This window comes from Paenibacillus sp. EKM10P, assembly GCF_011800655.1.
Classification (GTDB): domain Bacteria; phylum Bacillota; class Bacilli; order Paenibacillales; family Paenibacillaceae; genus Paenibacillus; species Paenibacillus polymyxa.
Genome location: NZ_JAALET010000008.1, coordinates 94,447 through 116,065 on the forward strand (window position 1 = coordinate 94,447; position 21,619 = coordinate 116,065).

General features: G+C 46.4%; 14 protein-coding genes. 13 read left to right on the top strand and 1 reads right to left on the bottom strand.

Going from position 1 to position 21,619, the window contains the following annotated elements:
• Positions 1 to 3: 3 nt before the first annotated feature.
• The 13 genes from HFE01_RS18205 to HFE01_RS18265 all read left to right on the top strand — a co-directional run bounded on the left by HFE01_RS18205 (position 4) and on the right by HFE01_RS18265 (position 19,226).
• Positions 4 to 2,082, top strand: a complete 2,079-nt coding sequence (locus tag HFE01_RS18205; protein WP_019688292.1) for a BglG family transcription antiterminator — start codon at positions 4 to 6, stop codon at positions 2,080 to 2,082.
• On the top strand, positions 2,079 to 2,513 hold the full coding sequence (locus HFE01_RS18210; RefSeq protein ID WP_025365592.1) for a PTS mannitol transporter subunit IIA: 435 nt from the start codon (positions 2,079 to 2,081) through the stop codon (positions 2,511 to 2,513). The genes HFE01_RS18205 and HFE01_RS18210 overlap by 4 nt, the downstream gene beginning before the upstream one ends.
• Positions 2,510 to 3,655, top strand: coding sequence for a mannitol-1-phosphate 5-dehydrogenase (locus HFE01_RS18215; RefSeq protein WP_019688291.1), 1,146 nt, complete (start codon positions 2,510 to 2,512; stop codon positions 3,653 to 3,655). Before HFE01_RS18210 ends, HFE01_RS18215 begins: the two co-directional genes overlap by 4 nt.
• 210 nt (positions 3,656 to 3,865) lie before the next feature.
• The gene (locus HFE01_RS18220; protein ID WP_107734583.1) at positions 3,866 to 6,019 is read left to right on the top strand and encodes a DUF454 family protein; all 2,154 of its coding nucleotides are present in this window, start codon (positions 3,866 to 3,868) and stop codon (positions 6,017 to 6,019) included.
• Positions 6,012 to 7,667, top strand: a complete 1,656-nt coding sequence (locus HFE01_RS18225) for an amino acid ABC transporter ATP-binding/permease protein (protein WP_107734584.1) — start codon at positions 6,012 to 6,014, stop codon at positions 7,665 to 7,667. The genes HFE01_RS18220 and HFE01_RS18225 overlap by 8 nt, the downstream gene beginning before the upstream one ends.
• A gap of 267 nt (positions 7,668 to 7,934) precedes the next feature.
• On the top strand, positions 7,935 to 10,463 hold the full coding sequence (pulA, locus tag HFE01_RS18230; RefSeq protein ID WP_107734586.1) for a type I pullulanase: 2,529 nt from the start codon (positions 7,935 to 7,937) through the stop codon (positions 10,461 to 10,463).
• A gap of 234 nt (positions 10,464 to 10,697) precedes the next feature.
• Positions 10,698 to 11,339 carry a 50S ribosomal protein L25 gene (locus tag HFE01_RS18235; RefSeq protein ID WP_044787235.1) on the top strand — a complete coding sequence of 214 codons (642 nt, stop codon included), beginning with the start codon at positions 10,698 to 10,700 and terminating at the stop codon, positions 11,337 to 11,339.
• A gap of 207 nt (positions 11,340 to 11,546) precedes the next feature.
• Positions 11,547 to 13,043 carry a methyl-accepting chemotaxis protein gene (locus HFE01_RS18240; protein WP_017426750.1) on the top strand — a complete coding sequence of 499 codons (1,497 nt, stop codon included), beginning with the start codon at positions 11,547 to 11,549 and terminating at the stop codon, positions 13,041 to 13,043.
• 182 nt (positions 13,044 to 13,225) lie between these two features.
• Positions 13,226 to 14,212, top strand: coding sequence for a S66 family peptidase (locus tag HFE01_RS18245; RefSeq protein WP_044787233.1), 987 nt, complete (start codon positions 13,226 to 13,228; stop codon positions 14,210 to 14,212).
• 59 nt (positions 14,213 to 14,271) lie between these two features.
• Positions 14,272 to 15,933, top strand: a complete 1,662-nt coding sequence (locus HFE01_RS18250) for a sensor histidine kinase (protein ID WP_174820839.1) — start codon at positions 14,272 to 14,274, stop codon at positions 15,931 to 15,933.
• On the top strand, positions 15,930 to 16,694 hold the full coding sequence (locus HFE01_RS18255) for a LytR/AlgR family response regulator transcription factor (protein ID WP_044787231.1): 765 nt from the start codon (positions 15,930 to 15,932) through the stop codon (positions 16,692 to 16,694). The genes HFE01_RS18250 and HFE01_RS18255 overlap by 4 nt, the downstream gene beginning before the upstream one ends.
• 189 nt (positions 16,695 to 16,883) lie before the next feature.
• The gene (locus HFE01_RS18260; RefSeq protein ID WP_044787230.1) at positions 16,884 to 18,137 is read left to right on the top strand and encodes an L-lactate MFS transporter; all 1,254 of its coding nucleotides are present in this window, start codon (positions 16,884 to 16,886) and stop codon (positions 18,135 to 18,137) included.
• Positions 18,138 to 18,314: 177 nt separating this feature from the next.
• Complete coding sequence (locus tag HFE01_RS18265; RefSeq protein ID WP_107734588.1) at positions 18,315 to 19,226, top strand: serine/threonine protein kinase; 912 nt, start codon at positions 18,315 to 18,317, stop codon at positions 19,224 to 19,226.
• Between the two features lie 40 nt (positions 19,227 to 19,266).
• Here the strand turns inward: HFE01_RS18265 and HFE01_RS18270 are convergent, their stop codons facing one another.
• On the bottom strand, positions 19,267 to 21,357 hold the full coding sequence (locus tag HFE01_RS18270; RefSeq protein ID WP_243208214.1) for a vWA domain-containing protein: 2,091 nt from the start codon (positions 21,355 to 21,357) through the stop codon (positions 19,267 to 19,269).
• Between the last annotated feature and the right edge of the window lie 262 nt (positions 21,358 to 21,619).

The window sequence follows — 21,619 nt, forward strand, 5'->3', positions numbered from 1 at the left end:
CTTATGAATATTACGAAACGACAATCTGACATCGTGGAGTATCTTTTGGAGCAGCCCCATGAGGTTACGGCCGGAGAAATTGCCGAGAAGATTAATGTCAGCACAAGGACGGTCCATCGGGAACTTGGCGCAGTCGAGTGCTGGTTGGCGGCTCATGAGGTAAAGCTGGAGAAAAAATCAGGGATCGGTATCTATGTGGATGCCGACCCGAATCAGCTTGCAAGTCTACGGGAGCAGTTGCTGCAAACGAAGTCAGACGATTACTCGGCTGAGGAGAGAAAGATTGTAGTGCTGTGCATGCTGCTGGATACACAGGAGCCGATCAAGTTACTGGCGCTGGCATCGGATTTGAAAGTCACAGTAACTACGGTCAGTCATGATCTGGACGAATTACGAGGCTGGATTGCAGATCGAGGGCTCGTGCTAGTGCGCAGACGGGGATACGGTGTCGAGATTACAGGACGGGAGATAGACAAAAGACGGGCGATTTCTGAGCTGGCTCTCGAATATTTGGATGAATCGGCTCTGTTTTCCGGTCGTGAGGAGCTTCGTCCGGTGACACGTGTCACTGAAAAGTTGCTGGAGATGATGGGCAGGGAGAACTTGCTAACCGTGGAGAACGCCCTCTGGCAGCCTCATGATCAATGGCTGAAAAACATGGTGGAAAGCAAATATATGGAGTTGCTGATTCAAATTTGCGTGTCACTGGCACGTCTACGACTCGGGTACGTTGTAGATCATCGTCTCTCGTATTCGAAAACAGATTCAGAGGAGAATATCATGCTGCGCACAGCTATGGTGGAACGCATATGTGGAGAATTGTCAGCAGCGCTGGATATTGAGTTTCCAGAATCGGAGCGATGTTATTTCGGGCTGCTGTTCCGTGATGCTGAGGATCATTCCACCCGCTTGCTGCCACTGGATGATCTTGTACTGCTGGAGTCGGTTCATGAGTTGATTCGTCGTGTGGAGGCAGAGACTGGCACACCATTGGCAGAGGACCGCGTTCTGCGTGAAGGGCTGATTGCCCATATGACTCCAGTATTCAAACGTTTGAGGGAAGGGAGGTCCATCCGCAACCCCCTCCTTCAGCAAATCCGCAAGGATTACGGCAGTTTATTCGATTCGGTCAAAAAGGCTGCGGCGGATATGACCGAAATGGAAGTACCAGATGAAGAGATCGGATTTCTGGTCATGCATTTTGGCGCTTCGCTGGAGCGGCTGAGACAGTTGCAACGGGAGGTGCGGGCGATCGTAGTCTGCACGAGCGGGATTGGATCTTCCAGACTTCTGGCAACCAGACTGGCCAAGGAGCTGCCACAGATCAAAATCGTGGATAGGGCCTCATGGTACGAGGCGACGCGAATTCCCAAGGAGGATTATGATCTGATCATTTCGACAGTGGAGCTGCCGCTTGAACCGGATCGATATCTCAAAATCAGCCCGCTGCTAACGCAAGAGGAGAGTGACCGTCTGCGTCATTTCATCCAGCATATTACACTCAATCAACTCAATGACCATCGTCAGGAACAGGCTGTTCTGCCTAGTCAGGGCATGGAGTGGCTTACTGGTCTACGGAAAAGCCTTGAGGAGATTGTACACATTGTACAGCAATTTCAAGTATACCCGCTGGAAAATCAAGGGATGGATATGTCAGCCACTATAGAGGCTATCTGCATGTTGGAGGCAGTGCGGGGAAATGTCACAGAGCCTTCTGTTGTTGCTGAACAACTTGTAGAAAGAGAGCGTCAAGGGAGTCAGGTGATTTCTGATACCTCCGTTGCTTTGATTCATACGCGCAGTCCCTATGTTCGCCAGCCTTCGCTGACCTTGTATAGGCTGGCTGAGCCGCTGCTGGCGGATGTAGATGAGCAGGTAGAATGCGTTCTGCTGATGTTGGGACCTCGTGAGTTGCCGAAAGAAAGCTTGGAGGTATTGAGCGAGATTAGTGCATTACTGTTGCAGGAAGACATGATTACGCTACTGGAACACGGTAGCAGGGATCAGATTGCCAATTATATATCGAGTGAGCTGGCTGAATTTTTCCACAGTAAATTAGGGACAGGGAGGAATCTAACGTGAGTATTATGACGATAGACAAAATAAAAATGAACGCAACCGCCAAAGACAAATATGAGGCGATTCGTATGGCAGGACAAATTCTGCTGGATGCAGGACATATTACAAGTGAGTATATTGACAAGATGCTTGAACGCGAGGAGATCGTATCCACCTATATTGGGAACGGGCTGGCTATTCCACATGGTACCAAGGAATCCAAGACGCTTGTTCAATCCACTGGCATCTCCATCGTTCAGTTCCCGCAAGGCGTAGATTTCGGGGAAGAAAAAGCATACATGGTGATCGGTATTGCAGCCCAAGGCGGCGATCATATGGAGATTTTGACGAGTATCGCTGTGGTATGTGCGGAGGAAGAGAATATGGACAAACTTCGCAACGCGGTGACCGCACAGGAAATTATAGATCTGTTCGAAAGTGAGCTGGAGTTATGAGAGCCGTTCACTTTGGAGCAGGAAATATCGGTCGTGGCTTTATTGGGCTGATTTTGTCGCGTGCAGGCTATGAGGTTGTCTTTTCAGATGTCAACGAGACCCTTGTATCTGAGTTACGCCGCCGCAAGCAGTATACGGTAGAGTTGGCGAATGACACGAAGGATACGGAGACAGTTACGAATGTAACCGCGATTGACGGCAGAGATGCATCGGCTGTAGCAGACGCGGTAGACCATGCTGATCTGGTCACGACCGCGGTAGGAGTTAGCATCCTCAGGCATATTGCAGCAGGTATTGCCGAGGGCATAGCGCGGCGGGTAGAGCGAGGGGCAGGCCCGCTGCATGTGATTGCTTGCGAAAATGCAATTGGAGGCAGCGCCCAACTGAAAGAGCATGTTTTTGCGCTACTGGATGAGGCGACTCGTGCCAAGGCAGAGGCTTCGGTTTATTTTCCCAATGCCGCTGTAGACCGGATTGTGCCGATTCAGCATCATGAGGACCCGTTGCATGTGCAGGTAGAGCCTTTTTACGAGTGGGTTGTGGATCGCTCGCAAATGGCTCCTGATCATCAAGAGATTGAAGGCATTCTTTACGTGCAGGATCTGGAGCCTTACATTGAACGCAAGCTGTTCACGGTGAATACGGGCCATTGCGTGGCAGCCTATATTGGTTATGTCGCAGGTTATGCCACGATCCAGGAGGCCATGAAGGATACCAAGGTGGTGGACTCCATACACGGGGCGCTGGAGGAAACAGGAGCGGTGCTTGTAAAGCGCTTCGGTTTGAATCAAGGGGAGCATAAGAAGTACATCGCTAAAATTTTGGATCGCTTCCGCAATCCTAATCTGACAGACGAGGTTACTCGGGTCGGACGTTCACCGCTGCGCAAGCTGTCTCCCAATGACCGTCTTGTACGTCCCGCGCTGCAAGCGCAGGAGTATGGTATCCCGACCGATCATCTGGCGTTGGGAATGGCTGCCGCCTGTAAATTTGATATTACAGAAGACCCCGAAGCGGTTGAGCTTCAGCAGGTGATTCGCAGCCAAGGGGTGAGTGAAGCGCTGACACGTTATACGTCCATACCTGCAGATGACCCGTTACATCGGCAGATATTGGAGCAATATGATATTATAAGTTCGTAAAACAACGCAATAACACGCACTTATTTTGATAATCCTCTTGAAGACAAAACATCTACATGAGCACAAAAGTGTTCTGTAGAGTTGAACTTCAAGAGGATTTTTATATGCGTGATTTACATCACATAACAACCTGACTAAATTATATATATTGATAATGATTATCATTATCTATAAAATATCATTAACAGTATATATATTAGGGGGATTACAGTGAAACCGATTTATATTACCTTAGGGTTTTTATTTTTGGCGCTTGGAGTGATTGGCGTAGTGGTGCCGTTGCTGCCGACTACACCGTTTCTGCTGCTGGCAACCTTTTTCTTTATGCGGGGGTCTGAAAGGATTCATCAGTGGTTTTCGAATACATCTTTGTACCATAAGTATCTGGAAAGTTTTGTACAAACCAGGTCGTTGAAGCTGTCTACAAAATTTACGTCATTGGGCTTAGCGTCAGCTATGCTCATTACAGGCTTTATCTTTACCCCCATTGTGTGGGGCAAGGCGCTCATCGTTTTGGTCATCCTGTTCAAATATTATTATTTTATATTCCGAGTCGGAACTGTGAGGGAAGGTAAGGCGGAAACTCCGTCTTCATCTGAAGCCGTCCCTACTCCGAAAAAAAGGTCTAAAATGGTCGACAGTCGTCTACTAGGCCTGGTGGAGCATTCTCGAAAATATATCATCTTGGGTGTGCTCGTACAGTGGATCGGTCTTTTAGGGAGTATAGCCGCCGTTTTGTCTATGGCCTTTGTGATGCAGCAAGCATGGGAAGGACAAGTAACTCGCCAGCTAATTCTATCCATGACAGTCATTGTTATTGCTGCCATTGCCGTTCGCTTCCTGAGTAATTACGCAGCCAGTATGTTGTCCTATCGGGCTTCAATCAATGCTAAAAAAACGCTGCGCTCGCAGATTTACAGCAAGCTGTTAAAGATGGGATCCTCTTATACGGATCATACCTCCACCTCAGGGGTTATTCAGGTTGCTGTAGAAGGGGTGGAGCAGCTTGAAACCTATTTTGGTAGATACATGCCTCAGCTATTTTATAGTCTGCTTGCACCTGTAACGTTGTTCATCACCCTCTCTTTTGTCAGCTTCAAAGCGGCTATCATTCTATTGATCTGCGTTCCCTTAATTCCAGTGTCCATTATTGTTATTATGCGGATGGCTAAAAAGCTGTTTCGGAAATATTGGGGCAGCTACGTCAATTTGGGCCACAGCTTTTTGGAAAATGTACAAGGTCTGACTACGCTCAAAATTTATGGGACAGATCAGAATAAACATCAGGAAATGAACACAGCGGCTGAGGATTTTCGCAAAATGACAATGAAAGTCCTGACCATGCAGTTAAACTCCGTAGCTGTCATGGATCTTATCGCATTTGGTGGTGCCGCCGCAGGTGTGCTGGTCGCGGTTAGCGAATATTCTTCGGGTCACATTGGCTTGGCGGGAGCGCTCATCATTGTGTTGCTGTCGGCAGAGTTTTTCATCCCGCTTCGTCTGCTCGGTTCCTACTTTCATATTGCCATGAACGGAATGGCAGCAAGTGACAAAATATTCGAAATGTTGAGTACAGAGGATCTTGTACAAGGACAACAAAGCATAGAAGCTACAGACATTCGATTGGAACGGGTAAATTTTGCTTACGACGAAAGAGATACCTTGCGTAATATAACCATGGACATTCCTCAAGGCAGCTTCGTTTCCATTGTTGGAGAATCAGGCTCAGGTAAAAGTACGGTAGCCGGATTGATCGTTGGACATCATGAGGGTTATCAAGGAAGCCTGACGATCGGAGGAACCGAACTGACCTTCATTTCGGAAGAAAGCCGCATGCGTCATATGACCTGGATCGGTTTTAACAGCTATATTTTTAAAGGCACCGTCGAAGCAAATTTGAGAATGGGCAATGAGCACGCGGATGAGCTACAAATGCTGGAGGCGTTGCGGCAAGTGAAGCTGTATGATTTCATTCTCTCCGAGGGAGGATTGGAGGCAGAGATAGAGGAGCAGGGAGCGAATCTGTCAGGAGGACAGCGTCAACGTCTAGCACTGGCCAGAGCGTTGCTGCACGACAGTCATGTATATATTTTTGATGAGGCTACTTCTAACATTGACGTTGAGAGTGAGGAAGGAATCATGGAGGTCATACATGCACTGGCAGGTCAAAAAACAGTGATTCTCATCTCTCACAGACTGGAAAATGTGATCCAATCTGACTGTATTTATGTGCTGCAAAATGGTTTGGTGGCAGAATCCGGAACGCATCAGGAACTGTTGAGCAAGCAGGGACATTATGCGGAGATGTATCTCAGTCAGCATCAGATGGAACAGTTTGTAAAAGGGGGTGCAGTATATGCGTAGACCCGGTTTACGAATCATGGGTCAATTGTTGGTCTTGGCAGGACCTCTTTTACCTGTGCTGCTTATCACGATTGTTACAGGAGTGCTTGGCTTTGCTTGTGCTATTGGCATTATTGTGTACGGGGCCCTTGCCCTACTGACAGCAACGGGCATCACGACAGGCTACAGCATGACATTTTTGCTGACTGTCATCGTGCTATGTGCTGTATTGCGCGGTGTATTTCGTTATGGCGAGCAAATGAGTGGCCATTATCTCGCTTTCAAGCTGTTGGCTGTGCTGCGAGACAAGGTGCTTCAAGCTTTGCGCAGATTGGCTCCAGCCAAGCTTGAAGGCAAGGACAAAGGGAATCTGATATCGCTGATTACAAGTGATATTGAGCTGCTGGAAGTATTTTATGCGCATACGATAGCGCCTGTTATGATTGGCATCATCACTTCACTGCTCATGGTATTTTTTATAGGCTCTTATGAGCCTTTACTAGGCTGGATCGCTGCGCTTGCTTACATAACCGTCGGTTTGTTTATTCCCCTACTTACGTCACGTATCGGCAAGCGCCAAGGGATGGAATACCGGAGCAGCTTCGGCCAGCTGAGCAGTTATTTTTTGGACAGCTTACGTGGTATGAAGGAAATTGTGCAATATGGGCAAGGGGAACAACGATTAAATGAAATTAACCGTCGTACGGATCAGTTAGATGCCAAGCAGAAGGATTTGAAGCATCATGAAGGCATCACAAGAGCAGTCACAGATACAGCTGTAGTCGGATTTTCATTCTTGATGCTGCTAGCTGGATTGTATGGCATGTCTAAAGGACAGATGGATTTTACAAGTATGCTGATTTCAGTCATTGCTCTGTTTAGTTCATTTGGTCCGGTGGTCGCACTGAGCAATTTGTCCAACAATTTGCTTCAAACGCTGGCAAGCGGGGAGCGAGTGCTAAGTCTGCTGGAGGAGACCCCGGAGGTAGAAGAAAATATGAATGGAATGACCGTTGGCTTTACTGGAGCGCAGATAGACAAGGTGACTTTTGCGTACGATGGTCAAACGGTGCTGAATGATGTAAGTCTCACGATACCACACAAGCGAATTATAGGTATTCAGGGTAAAAGTGGGTCCGGTAAGTCAACGTTGCTGAAGTTGCTGATGCGATTCAGGGACCCGCAGAAGGGTGGGATTTTACTATCTGACCACGATTTGAAGGACATTGAGACCCGACATTTGAGAAGCTTGCAAAGCTACGTCGATCAGCATACATTCCTGTTTGACGATTCCATAGCAGCTAATATCAAAATTGGAAAGCCGGATGCTACACATCAACAGGTTGTGGAAGCAGCCCGTAAGGCATCAGTACACGATTTTATTATGACATTGCCTCAAGGATATGACAGCCGAATCGGAGAGTTGGGGGACAGGCTGTCTGGGGGAGAACGCCAGCGCTTGGGGCTGGCCAGAGCCTTTGTTCATGATGCGCCCCTCTTACTGCTGGACGAACCAACTAGCAATTTGGACAGTTTGAACGAAGCGATTATTTTAAAATCGTTAAAAGAACAGCAACAAGACAAAACGATTATCCTTGTTTCGCATCGAAACTCCACTATGCGAATGGCTGACGAAATTTTTCAAATGGATAACCGCCGACTCTCCTGAACGTGATGAAAGCTGGGAAATAAATGTGATGCTTTGAAGGCGAAAGCTGTAGCCTGTTCATCGTTTTGTCATAAAATGGAGTGTGCGTGTTGAAATGGGAGCGTCATCCTTATTTAAATCATCCAGCTTTTCAAGCTTGTCTTATTTTGATAGCCTATGAGGTGAGGATTTTGCAAATCCTGAGGTATATTGACAAGTCATAAACATCATAAATGATGGATGAACAGAGGCTATAAGCCGATGTATAGAAATGGGTGGTGAACAGGAATGTCTAATTTCAATCAGCTCAAGGGACTTGAGCACACAGCATATCCCATATATGAAGGCTATGATTTGGGTCTTACTTATACGCCTGCGGGCAGCAAATTTAAGGTATGGGCACCGACTGCACAGCAGGTTCATATCGCGTTGTATACCGACGCAGGGGTGTACGATCATGAAGGAATCGTTCAGGAGCACGGCGGTGGTCAGGAATTTCTCATGAATCGTGATGGTCACGGAGTATGGTCTATAGAGCTGGAAGGCGACTGGAACAGATATTATTACATGTACAGGCTGGAGTGGGCGGACCACAGCATTCATTATGCTACCGATCCATATGCCAGAGCGGTATCAGCCAACGGGCAACGTACGGCTATCATTGATTTGGATCGAACGAACCCGGATGGATGGGAACAGGATGAGGGCCCCGTACTTGAGCGTACGACAGATGCTATTATCTATGAGCTTCATGTGCGTGATTTTTCGATGGACCCCGATTTTAATACGGGTATAAAAGATTTATCTACTGCTCAGGGGCGGTTTGCAGCCTTTACGTATACAGGATTAACGGATGCCAAGGGTAACAGTGTCGGACTGGATCATTTGCTGGAGCTGGGCATTACACATGTTCATTTGCTTCCAGTGGCTGACTTTCATACGGTGAATGACTTTTCGCAATTAGGAACTGAATATAACTGGGGCTATGATCCGCAGCATTATAATGTGCCGGAGGGATCTTACTCTTCTAATCCAGCTGACCCGCAGACGCGTATACGAGAGCTGAAACGGCTGGTACAGTCTCTGCATACTGCTGGCATTGGTGTCATTATGGATGTTGTGTACAATCATACGTATTCGGTGGAAAAGGGTCCGTTTGAGCCGGTTGTACCAGGATATTATTACCGTACGGATGAGCAAGGGAAGCTCACCAATGGATCAGGTGTAGGTAATGAACTGGCAACCGAACGTCCGATGGTGCGCAAGTATATCAAGGATTCACTACGCTATTGGGCAGAGGAATATCACATAGATGGCTTCCGGTTTGATTTGATGGCGTTAATTGATACACCGACTGTAGAGCAGCTTACCCGAGAGCTTCGCGCTGAAATACGTCCCGATCTGCTGATCTATGGTGAGCCTTGGACGGGTGGGGAGTCCCCGCAGCCTTTGCTTACATTAAAAGGAACGCAGCGGGATAAGGGCTTTGCCGTTTTTAACGACAATTACCGCTCTGCCATTAAGGGAGATAGCGACGGTACCGGGAATGGGTTTGCTACGGGGGCGGAAAATCAGGAGGAACGGGTACTTCAAGGTGCTTTTGGAGCTATCTATGACTTTACAGCTCATCCATCAGAGTCCGTCAATTATGTAACGGCCCACGATAATCTCAATTTGTGGGATAAAATTTTGACGGTGAGACATGTACGGGAGAACTGTCGTTTTCCGCAATGGGAGCAGGGGAACCCCAAAGATGGAAGGACAGCCGAACAAGCCGTAGCTGAAGCAGACCCGTATCAGGAACTGGATGAAAGTAACCTACTTGAAAACGAAACTGTACGTAAGTCTCTGTTGGCTAACGGCATGATTCTGACATCGCAAGGTATTCCTTTTATCCATGCAGGGGATGAACTGCTGCGTTCCAAATATGGAGACCATAACAGCTACCGAAGCTCTGATGTAGTGAATGCCATCCGTTGGAATAACAAGGCGAGGTTTCGATCCGTGTTTGATTACTACCAGGGCTTAATTGCTTTGCGGCGCAGTCACCCGGCATTCCGTATGGATCAGCGTGAGCTGGTGGAGCAGCATATGGAAGTCTTACAAAGCAGTGGGCATGTGGTGGCTTTTGCATTGAGGCATCATGCTAACGGCGATGCCTGGAATCATATTGTGGTGATTTATAACGGTTCGGATACAGAGCAGACAATATCATTGCCTGCGGAATCGGATCGTTGGCATGTGGTCGTGGATGCACACGGGGCCGGGAATGAGACACGCTATGAAGTGGTAGGCCATCGTGTGACTGTATCGCGCTGGTCGATGATGGTGTTGTATGATCAGGCTGGACCTCCCCAAGCCTCCTTTTTGACTGAGCAAGATCAAGCTAACGAGCAAGTGGATAACGAAACGAAGGGCTTAGATGAGGGGACGAATCAAGAGATTGCAGGTACAGCAATGACAGATGCCCAGCGAGGAAACGATAGAGCGGTTATTCCGTTTCGTACGATTGAACTGATCTACGAGCGTGCAGACCGGCAATACTCTGGCTGGAATGTGTGGGTATGGGGCACCGGACACCAGGACGGACATGTTGAATTTCACGATTGGGATGATGGTCGGGCAGTAGCCCGCATTCGGGTGGCTCCTGATGTACAGCGAATTGGCTACATTGTCCGCCTGAATCACTGGGATGCCAAGGATGTGGAGGCAGATCGATATATTGATGTAGATCCGACCCAGTCTGTGATGCAGGTATTGATTCATAGTGGCAGAGAGGAATATTTATTACTGGTTAACGATAACCGGGCGGGATAGACTTGTATGCCTGGTTGCCATATATACACGAGAAATAGCATTTTTCGATCATTTCGAGAAATGCTATTTTTTTATGCAAATGTGCGTCAGTTTCAGAAAAAAGGGGTAAAATAGAATTATGGACTTGTTTAGTTTTGCCAGCTTGCTGGCTTATATTCTGTAGTACGACTGGTAAACAAGCAAGATTCTTGGAGGAAAATCATTTGTAAGGTAACCTGAAGGAGGTTGTATATCATGAGTTCTAATGGAGGAAGTATTCAACTAACCGCCCAGCCGAGAACAGAGAAGAAGGGTTCGGCCATTCGTGGATTGAGGTTAAAAGGACGGATTCCAGCTGTGGTTTACGGCTCTGAAATCGAGGGAACCCCTGTACATGTCGATGCCAAGGAATTTAATAAAGTAATCAGAACCGGACGTTCAGAGGTTTTTAATCTCACAGTAGAAGGCGGAGAAACGATTCCAGTCATTATTAAAGATTATCAACAGCGTGACAACCAATGGTTGCATGCCGACTTTTTGAAGATTTCCAAAAACAAACCGCTTCGTGTGCGTGTTTCGATTGATTATCAGGGTACACCTATAGGTACAAAATCAGGCGGTATTCTGCAAGTTCAAGAAACAGAAGTCGAGGTTGAAGGTTTGCCTTCTGACTTGCCGTCCACCATTGAAGTGGATGTATCCGCACTGGATATTGGCGACAAGCTGAGCGCAAGCGACTTGAAGCTTCCTAAAGGCGTGACGCTGCATGTCTCTGAAGAGGAGTTGCTGGCATCCGTGATCGTTCCGCGTGCAGTCGAAGTAGAAAATGCTGCTGTGGAAGGTGATGCAGCGGCAACTGAAGGCGCTGAAGAGGCTTCCGAAAACAAGGAATCTTAATGGATTCAGCAGGCACATTGAACGTCTGCCAATTAAAGAAGATGATCAAACCGTGAATTAAAACCGTTCCCTGTTAGGGGGCGGTTTTTGTCTTTAAAGTACGACCATCATTCAATACGCGTTCTGATATGACGATATATATAGTATGGCATTTACATTTTTATTTTAAAAATACCTAATATATCTCTAAGGAGCGCGTACACAATCATGGACAGAACGAATGAATTGTTGTGGCAAAGAAACAAATTGGTGATCATTATTTTTTGGATTATGACTTTGAGCAGCATCGTCCCGGCAATATCTAATCCCTCGATGTGGATATCTAGCGGTGTAGGATTAGTAGTCGCGGCGGTTTTGACGATTCTGAATATACAAAAGATAGGAATCCGGCTTATTCCTTGGATTATTACATTTTATAGTGCATTAATATGTATATTTGTGAACTTATCTAGCGTGGAGGTAGTGACTACGATCTTTATTTGTTCATTGTTGTTACTCTACCCATCTTATCCATATTTTCTGGTAGCTATGACTTTAAATCTATGTAATATTTTTATACAAATTACGATCGGTACGCCTGCAACTCTGCCAGCTACCGGTTCTTTGCGTTATGTACATGAATTTATTATTGTAGGGCTGATTGGGTTACTATTGCTAGTGGTATCGGTGTTAAACCAAAAGCAGTTTAAGATAACGGAGGAACAAAATAAAAATATGGATGCCACAAGGCAACGTATTGAATTTCTGTTTGAGCAAGTGAGGCAAGCTGTAGCGGGATTACATAGCTTTACAGAACGATTCAGGAATCAAGTGGATGCTACAGGCATTGTGACGAATGAAGTCGCCATCGGGTTTCAGGAGGTTGCCGAAGGGGTAGAGATGCAGGCTTCAAATATCACTGAGGTAACCGATAACTTGGCTCAGTCTGACCGGCATGTGCGCGAGGTTGCCGATCATTCCCGGGAGCTGAAGCAGCTCTCCGAAGATACGAAAAATGCCGGCGGTAGAGGCAGCAGTCAACTGCTTGCATTAACATCTCAAATTAAAGATTTGGGTCAGGTGATGAGTCGCACCAAAGAAGAATTGGATGAGTTTAAATTGCAGAGTGACAATATGTCTGCCATGCTTAAAGATATTACTCAAATCTCAAAGCAAACCAATTTGCTGTCCTTGAATGCATCCATTGAGGCCGCCAGAGCGGGAGAGCATGGAAAAGGATTTGCGATCGTGGCTGGAGAAGTGCGTAATTTGGCTGAAATGGTTGGGAACACCTCAGTGGCGATGGAGGGTATTTTGGAGCAGCTGAGAACTCAGATGGATTCCGTCGTAAGCCAATTTGACATGGGACAGGAAAGATTACAGCAAAGCATGGAGTCGGCACATTCGACCGAAATTGTACTGGAAGATATCCTGCAAAATGCCAATAAAGTATTGGTGCAGGCTGTGGAGGTAGAGTCCAGTACGAATAGTATGCAACAATTTTCGTCTCAGGTCGTTCAAGAGATGATGGAATTTTCCAGTGTGACAGAACAAGCAAGTGCAGCGTCTGAACAAATTTTGGCTGGAGTAGAAGAGCAGCAAAATATAACCTCCAATATGGTGGCGGGATTTAGTGAGCTGGAGGCATTGATTATTCAGTTGAAAGAGCTGGTCCATGATCAGAATGAGAACAACAGCTCTAGTGAAATCGGCAAAAGTAAATAACCGAAAAGCATCATCATCGGACTAGAGATCCGGGGCTTATCGCTAACAAGCGGTATCCCCGGTTTTTTACTTCTTATTGGGAAGAAGGGAATGAAGTGGGGAGTTTTAGAAGCTATAATTAGATGGAAGTTGATGGTATAATTTGTGGCAGTTTAAATGCTTTGGAACAAGGGGAAATGACGATGATGATGGGAAAGCAAGCACCTAAATTAAAAGCTGGAGACGAGATACGTATTCTTTCGCCATCCCGAAGCTTGTCTATTGTTTCTGAGGAAAATCGACTGATTGCTCAGGATAGACTCGAGACGCTTGGGTTTAAAGTGAGCTTTTCGCAGCATGTGCTGGAAAACGATGATTTTGCATCTTCTTCGATAGAGTCTAGAGTAGCTGACTTGCACGAAGCTTTTGTCGATCCAAAGGTAAAGGGCATTCTGACCTCAATTGGGGGCTATAATGCCAATCAGCTTCTAGCCCATCTGGATTATGATCTGATCGGCGCTCATCCTAAACGATTATGTGGCTATTCGGATATAACGGCGTTAAGCCATGCGATTTATGCCAGAACAGGGCTTATCACGTATGCAGGACCTCACTTTTTGACGTTCGCCATGTTGCGAGGAAATGAATATACGACGACTTATTTCCAAAGGTTAATGTTGGAAGAGGGGAGCATTCAAATCCAATCGTCGCCAGAGTGGAGTGACGATACTTGGTATCTGGATCAGGATCAAAGAAGCTTTCACCGCAATGCGGGTCCATATGCGATTCATGAAGGCGAAGCAGAGGGTACAATTGTGGGCGGAAACTTGTGTACTCTGAATTTGTTACAGGGAACCCCATACATGCCAAGTCTAAAAGGAACTATAGTGTTTGTTGAGGATGATTACGAAAGCTCTCCCGCTACATTTGACCGGGATTTGCAATCATTGTTGCACCAGCCTGAATTTGATCAGGTTAAAGGAATCATCATAGGTCGATTTCAGAAGGCTTCGCATATGACAGAAGAATTGCTGCGGCAAATCATTCGTTCGAAAAGAGAATTGACATCTATTCCTGTGATTGCAGATGTCGATTTTGGTCATACCACGCCGCAGTTTACATATCCGATTGGCGGGAAGGTGCTTATTCGTGCCCGTAATGGCAGGGTAGGAATTGAAATATGTGAGTAGTGGTTTTTTATTAATACAACCTATGTAGGCATATCCGTTTTTATTTGGGAGGAACGCATGTGAACGCCTTGCTGGAAATGCTGATGCAGCTCTTTGAGCGCGCAGCATTGTTGCTGATTTGTTTGTTTTTTATTACACGTATCCCTCGATTTAAGGAAACCTTGCAGAAGAACAGTCATTCTCCGGCAGAGCTGACTTTACTAACATTGATTTTCTGTATGTTTGCCCTGTTTGGTACCTACACCGGGATTGAAGTTGAAGGCTCGCTGGTTAACGTTCGAATCATTGCAATTATGGCGGGCGGTATTTTGTTCGGACCCTGGGTTGGGATCATTACAGGTATTGTATCGGGGATCCATCGTTATCTAATTGATATCGGGGGAGTGACCTCGATTCCGTGTCTGATTACAAGTATTCTGGCAGGTGTGGTGTCAGGATATATCGGTCGCCGGGTGAATCGTTCCAAGAGATGGCTGGTTGGTATCGCCGCAGGTATGGTCTGTGAAGCGTTGACGATGCTGCTCATTCTGGTAATGGCACAACCTCACGGCCTTGGTGTGGACATCGTTTCCAAGATCGGTCTACCGATGATTATCGGAGAGGTCAGTATCGGTTTAATCGTTCTATTGATCCAAAGTGTAGAGGGGGAAAAGGAGAATATCGCAGCCAGACAGGCCAAGCTGGCATTGGATATTGCCAACAAGACGTTGCCTTATTTTCGTTCGATTAATGCGGAATCCTTGCATACGATTTGCTCGATTATAAAAGAAGACATCAAGGCAGACGCGGTGGCAATTACGGATACCCGAGATGTGCTGGCTTATGTCGGATTTGGCGAAGAACGCTATCATATCGGGGATGAAATTATTAGCGATGTGACTAAATCGACGATCCGCAGTGGTAAAATCACGATCCGCAACCATATTGCTGACGACAAAACGCCCCAAATCCAGTCTCTGCTCATTATCCCGTTAGAGGAGCGGGGAGAAGTAACCGGAACCCTAAAGATTTACTACCGAAAAGCTTATAAAATCACGTATCCGTTGCAGACGATGGCGATTGGCTTGTCTCAGATCATTTCCACGTTAATGGAAGTGTCGCGTGTGGAGCAAATTAAGGAAGCGGCGAATAAGGCCGAGTTAAAGGCACTCCAGACGAAGATCAACCCTCATTTTCTGTTCAACGCGTTGAATGCCATTGCCTCAACGACGCGCACCAAACCGGATAAGGCGCGAGAGCTGATTATCAATTTGTCAGGCTATCTGCGTTATAATTTGGAGCTGAATGATGATTTGATCGAAATTCACAAGGAGCTTCAACAGGTGTCGGATTACGTAGAAATTGAAAAAGCTCGCTTCGGCAATCGGCTTCAGGTGGAGTATGTAATGGATGAGGTGTCCGTGCGTATTCCGAGCCTAATTATCCAGCCCCTAGTTGAGAATGCGATTAATCATGGAATCCTCAAGAAAAAAGGGCCAGGTACAGTAACCATTTCTGTAAAAGACCGTGGCGAAAAGGTGCGTATTTCTGTAGCTGATACCGGGGTGGGTATACGGGACGATGTAGTGGATAACCTATATCATGATCAAGTTCCGGCTAAACAGATCGGCTTGTACAATGTGCACAGAAGACTCAAGCTTATGTACGGTGAAGGAGTCATTATTCTTAAACATGATCCGGGCACCGAAGTATATTTTGACATACCAAAGGAGAAGTCATGAAGGCCATAATTGTAGAAGACGAACTTCCAGCGCGTGAAGAGCTGGAGTATCTTATTCAGACTCATAGCAACATTGAGGTGACCGATAGTTTTGAGGATGGGCTGGATGTGTTCCGGTTTCTGCAAGATCAGGAGACGGATGCGATCTTTCTGGACATTAACATTCCTTCATTGGACGGGATGCTATTGGCACAGAACATTAGCAAATTTGCTAAAAAGCCCTATATTATTTTTACGACCGCCTATAAAGAACATGCGGCGCAGGCTTTTGAACTGGAGGCGTTCGACTACATTCTCAAGCCATATGATGAAAAACGGATCGCATCCATGCTGCATAAGCTCGAAAATGCTTATGAGCAGCGAAACGCTCAAATACAGGAACCTGTCCAGGCAGGGCAACCCCGAGCTGCTGAAACCAGTACCGTTGCTGCTCCGGGGCGTATTAATCTGCTGAAAAATGACAAAATTATCGTAACGGATGCAAACGATATTTACTATGCGTGTGCGCAGGAAAAGGTAACTCGTGTCTTTACAAGGCACGAAGAATATACGATGCCGATGAGCATTTCGGAATTTCATGCCCGCCTGCCGCAGCAGGACTTCTTTCGCTGTCACCGATCGTATACGGTTAATCTGTCGCAAATCCGTGAAATTGTACCTTGGTTCAATCATACGTATCTCCTGCGCTTGCGTGGACTAGAAGCAGAAATTCCGGTGAGTCGCAGTAAGGCCAAGGAGTTTCGGCAAATTATGCGACTTTAAAGGCATTTCATTCCGCTATATGTGCATTTCATTCCTCAAACGATTTCTAGCTGACATGCAGGGTTATAATAACCGTGTAAACAGAATCCTTACAGAATTGCTCTTTCACAGGCGCAAAGCGTACTGGATTCACGGTTATCATCATAACAAATGGATGCTGTAGAGCCGGAATGAAAAGAGGAGATCAATATGAAATCAAACAGCGGAAATCGCCTGCTGGTCGTACTGGGAACGATTATTGTTCAAATGGGATTAGGTACCATTTACACATGGAGTTTATTTAATCAACCGTTGGTGGACCGCTTTGGCTGGAACCTCAGTTCGGTCGCTATTACCTTTTCAATTACCAGTTTTGCACTGGCGTTTGCTACATTATTTGCAGGCAAGCTACAGGATAAATGGGGACTTCGTCGTCTGATTTTGTGTGCAGGTGTCGTGTTAGGGGCAGGGCTCATGCCCAGTTCACAGGTAACTTCGTTATCGCTGCTGTACATTTTGGCAGGTATTGTCGTAGGTTTTGCGGATGGAACGGCATATATTACATCACTGTCAAATCTGATTAAATGGTTTCCCGAGAAGAAAGGACTTATCTCCGGTATTTCAGTTGGGGCTTACGGAACAGGCAGTCTGATATTCAAGTATATTAACGGTTCGCTGATTCAGTCTGTTGGCGTATCGCAGGCATTTTTGTATTGGGGTATCATCGTGCTGATCATGATCGTCGGTGGTTCTTTCCTGGTGAAAGAAGCAGTAGTCATAAACAAACCTTCGGAACAAAATGGGGCTGTACAGCGGGACTATACCGTTAAAGAAATGCTGCGCACCAAGCAGGCATACCTGCTGTTCGTCATGTTCTTTACCGCTTGTATGAGTGGTCTCTACCTGATCGGAGTGGTCAAAGATATCGGCGTACGGATGGCTGGCTTGGATGTAGCAACAGCTGCCAATGCGGTCGCTATGGTCGCTATTTTCAACACGGCGGGTCGGATTATATTAGGTGCGCTATCGGACAAGGTAGGTCGTCTGAAAGTGGTAGCAGGTGCACTTTTAACAACAGCAGTTGCAGTTACAGTACTGAGTCTGGTACCCCTGAATTTTGGTCTGTTCTTTGCCTGTGTAGCAGGAATTGCTTTTTGCTTCGGTGGCAATATTACCGTCTTTCCTGCCATCGTAGCTGATTTCTTCGGTCTGAAGAACCAAAGCAAAAACTATGGTATTGTGTATCAGGGCTTTGGCCTTGGTGCGCTGGCGGGGTCATTTATCGCTGCCTTGCTCGGCGGATTTATCCCGACCTTTACCACAATTGCTGTGCTGTGCGTCGTATCGTTCCTGATTGCCCTCACCATTCGCACTCCAGAACAAGGTAAAGGCAAACTGCGCAGCGAACGGAAGAAAAATACCAACGGTGTGCGCAGCATGAAGCCAGGTACAAAATTAGGTTAAACGATTTGAGAAAATAGGACCAGATAAATGCCAAAAGACCTGTCATCATTTCTCTAAGGGAGATTATGGCAGGTTATTTGTTTTTCCAATAACCTGATTTACGGTATAATAAAAAGACGTGTAATAAGCCGATATATACAAAAGACATAAGCTAAGAACCTGACAGGAGGACGAGTCATGATCGTGGATACAAGCGGGAATCTGCTTGCCCGCAATACGAAGCTGCGAAATACATATCAAATTCGAAGCGCCTTGTCCCGCAGTGAGCTGGCCATCGTGTATACGGCAAGGCTGTTGGATAACCGAGAAAAGGTGATTGTAAAGGAATTTTTTCCGAATGCGCTGGCTTTGCGGGGGATGGATCGAAAAACGGTCACTTGTAGCGCTTCTATGCAATCCAAATATGTAGAGTTTATGCATTATTTCTTGCGTGAAGGGCAAATGTTGAAGGAATTAAATCATCCGGGGGTTGTCGGTTATATAGATCACTTTGAGGAAAATGGAACTGCTTATCTGGTCATGGAATACTGTGCAGGCAAGACGCTGGATCGAATGATGCAAGAAGAGGCTGTGCCAACGTCTGATCCTGCTTTTCTGTACCAAACGCTGCTGCCTTTAATTGATGCCTTGGAGTATATACACAACAAAGGAATTATTCATCGGGACATTAAGCCAGGCAACATTATGATTGGGGAACATGGCAACGTCAAGCTGATTGATTTTGGCTCTGCTGTGCATTTCGAAGGCAAGGAGCATCCGATCTTCACGACGGCAGGCTATTCTCCGCTGGAATTTTACTCTAACCGTTCGCGGCAGGGACCTGTGTCGGATATTTATAGCTTGGCCGCCACGCTGTATTATTGCCAAAAAGGATCACCTCCACCGGACGTGCCAGGCAGATTATTTGCAGATCGGACCGAACGGATTCGGATCGAAAATGCAGGGATTTCACTACTGCCGTACGTGATTCGGCGTGGCCTGGAGGTACAGGCTAACAAGCGTTGCCGCTCACTTCGATGGTTTAAAGCCGCACTACGTGCGGAATATTGGATAAAAAAAGGGAAGCGCCCTACTCTTACGGTTCGTTAATCGTAAGAGTAGGTGCTTCTCTTTTTTATTCCGACGGGCGTTATCCTGTCGGAGCTTGAATATGGTCGGTGTACACTGAAGTGTTCGGCTTAATCGCCTTGTACCGCAGCTCAATTTCAGTGACGCCGTCCTCAAACGTGATGTACAGTTTATCACCATACGCCATGACCGCTTTTTTGTTGCGAGTCAATCTGATTTTTCCATGCTGCAGGGCACAGCGTGTATCATGTTTCACGATCAGAGTTCCTTTTTTACCTGCGGAAAATAGGATTCGTTCCGCTTCTGGTAATGGTTCGTGAACGTCAAGCGTACGGAATAACTCCTGCAAGCTGACCTTATGACCCGGAAAGGAGGTCAGCGGCCAAGATTTTACCGGAATCTCCTGTCCACTCGCTGTAGCGAGAAAATATCCTTCGATTCTTCCAGCAAACTGCGGCTTCGGTCGCAAGAACCAATACAGAAGAGCAGCTATCACAATGCTGATGGCTACCGTCCATTTAATGGCTGTATACCGGGATTGGACTGAAACGGTCAGTGTAGCGCTACTGGATGCACCTTCTGGATCGGTAGCGGTAATCTTTAGCTTCGTGTCACCTGTGTGAAGCTTAGATAGCAGCAGATCATTACCGTTAATCTCGGCATTAATTGTATCCTCAGAGGCTCCTGAATCCAGCTTATAATTCAGCTTGTCATGATTGGGATCAACAATAAAATCCTCTAAACTTCGACGGGAATCACCGTCTTCTTTTACCAGATGTATCGTCAGGTCGTTTAAAGCTTGTGGTGCTGCATTGGTGGCGTGAACTTTATGTACAATTCCCTTACGGTACCACTGCGGACTATCCAGAGATAGCTGCCATGTATAATCACCCGTTTGTGGGAACGCATATTCGGTATGAAAGGCTCCTGACTTATAGGTCATAGGCACCTTTTTAGCTGTACCGCCTTTTACAGGGGTAACTATAATATGGGCTTGAAGAGATGTATATACGGCCTCATCTGTAAGATTTTGGCCATCCGGTAATAGGAGCTGAGCTTGAAATGGTGTCGCTTGTCCCTTCAGCAATTGCATAGGCTTGCCGCCATGAGTTGCTGTTGTTTGCGTTCCTCTTATAGTAGCTTCAGCTTCCAGTCGGTAGCTGCCAAGTAAATTGATTTTAACCAAATCTCCGCGTATGCCCCGTAATTTCAACTTCACTTTACCTGCTTGTGGATGCTCAATTTTCAAAATTGCATATCGGCTCGACTTGTACCTACGGACATTTTCTGAATTGGAGTATAGCTGGGTTTCCAGCAGGGGATGCTCCGACAAAAGCACCAGATTGGCTTCCTCCATACTAGAGTCCGGTAGAGTCACCGTTAATTCTTGCATCTCGCCAGTGGTCGTAATTGCAGCAACTGGAACGAGCTTGGAGCGAATTTGACTGGCAAAAATACGATTCAGAATTTCCGGCAGATCCTCAGCACTACTCGTAATAAAAGAAGCTCCTCCCGTTTGAGAAGCGATCCGTTCGAGTTCTTGCCGGTTTACCGTGCCATCATGGTTCAGGCCAATCGTATACACCGGGTATCCCTTGGTCTGTGCAGATTTGATGACAGAGGATACATCGTTATTCGAGTCACCCTTAGACCGAGAACCAGAAGAGGCACCAAAATCAGTCTCTCCATCTGACAATAAAATCATAAAAGGCTGACGCCCTTGGGATGCTCCGGCAGCTAGCAGTTCTGAGCCTTTACGCAGCCCAAGTCCCAAATCTGTATAGCCAGAACGGTTCAACATTCTGATTTCCTGCTGAATTTGCGATTTTTGCGCTGCCACGCCAATCGAGGTAAGTGGTTTTGAGGCGACAACATGATGGTTGTAGGCGACGAAACCCACGCGTGTACGGTCTGCATCACTTAAGTCCATAAACATACTAATGACTTCGGCGGCAATACCCTCGGGATCCGTGTCTCTCATGGAATAGCTGGTATCCAGTACAAAAACAGCATCGTAACCCTCAATCGGAGCAGTCCCCGAAGATGCTGCATTAGCCTGATTTACAGTGCAAATGACCCCGTTTAAGCCCATTTGGAAAAATAGTACAAAAGTCATGAAAATGATAATTCCTAGTTTCCTTATTCTGAACATAAGCTCCTCCATCGGCGAGACCAATGTGGGCGTGCCAACTCTCCTAATCCTTGGTATATAAGGGATAAAGGATCAAAACAGCTGAAAACCCTCACATTAGCCATGAATTTGATACTTTTACGCTTATCAGAAATATCCAATGAACTTCTATCGGCAATTGGATTCCATTTGTGAATATTTCCCTGAAGAAACAGGTCTAACATATCATAAAAATTACGTATTCACGCATAAAATGAGCCAAAATGCCCTATTTCAATCTGAG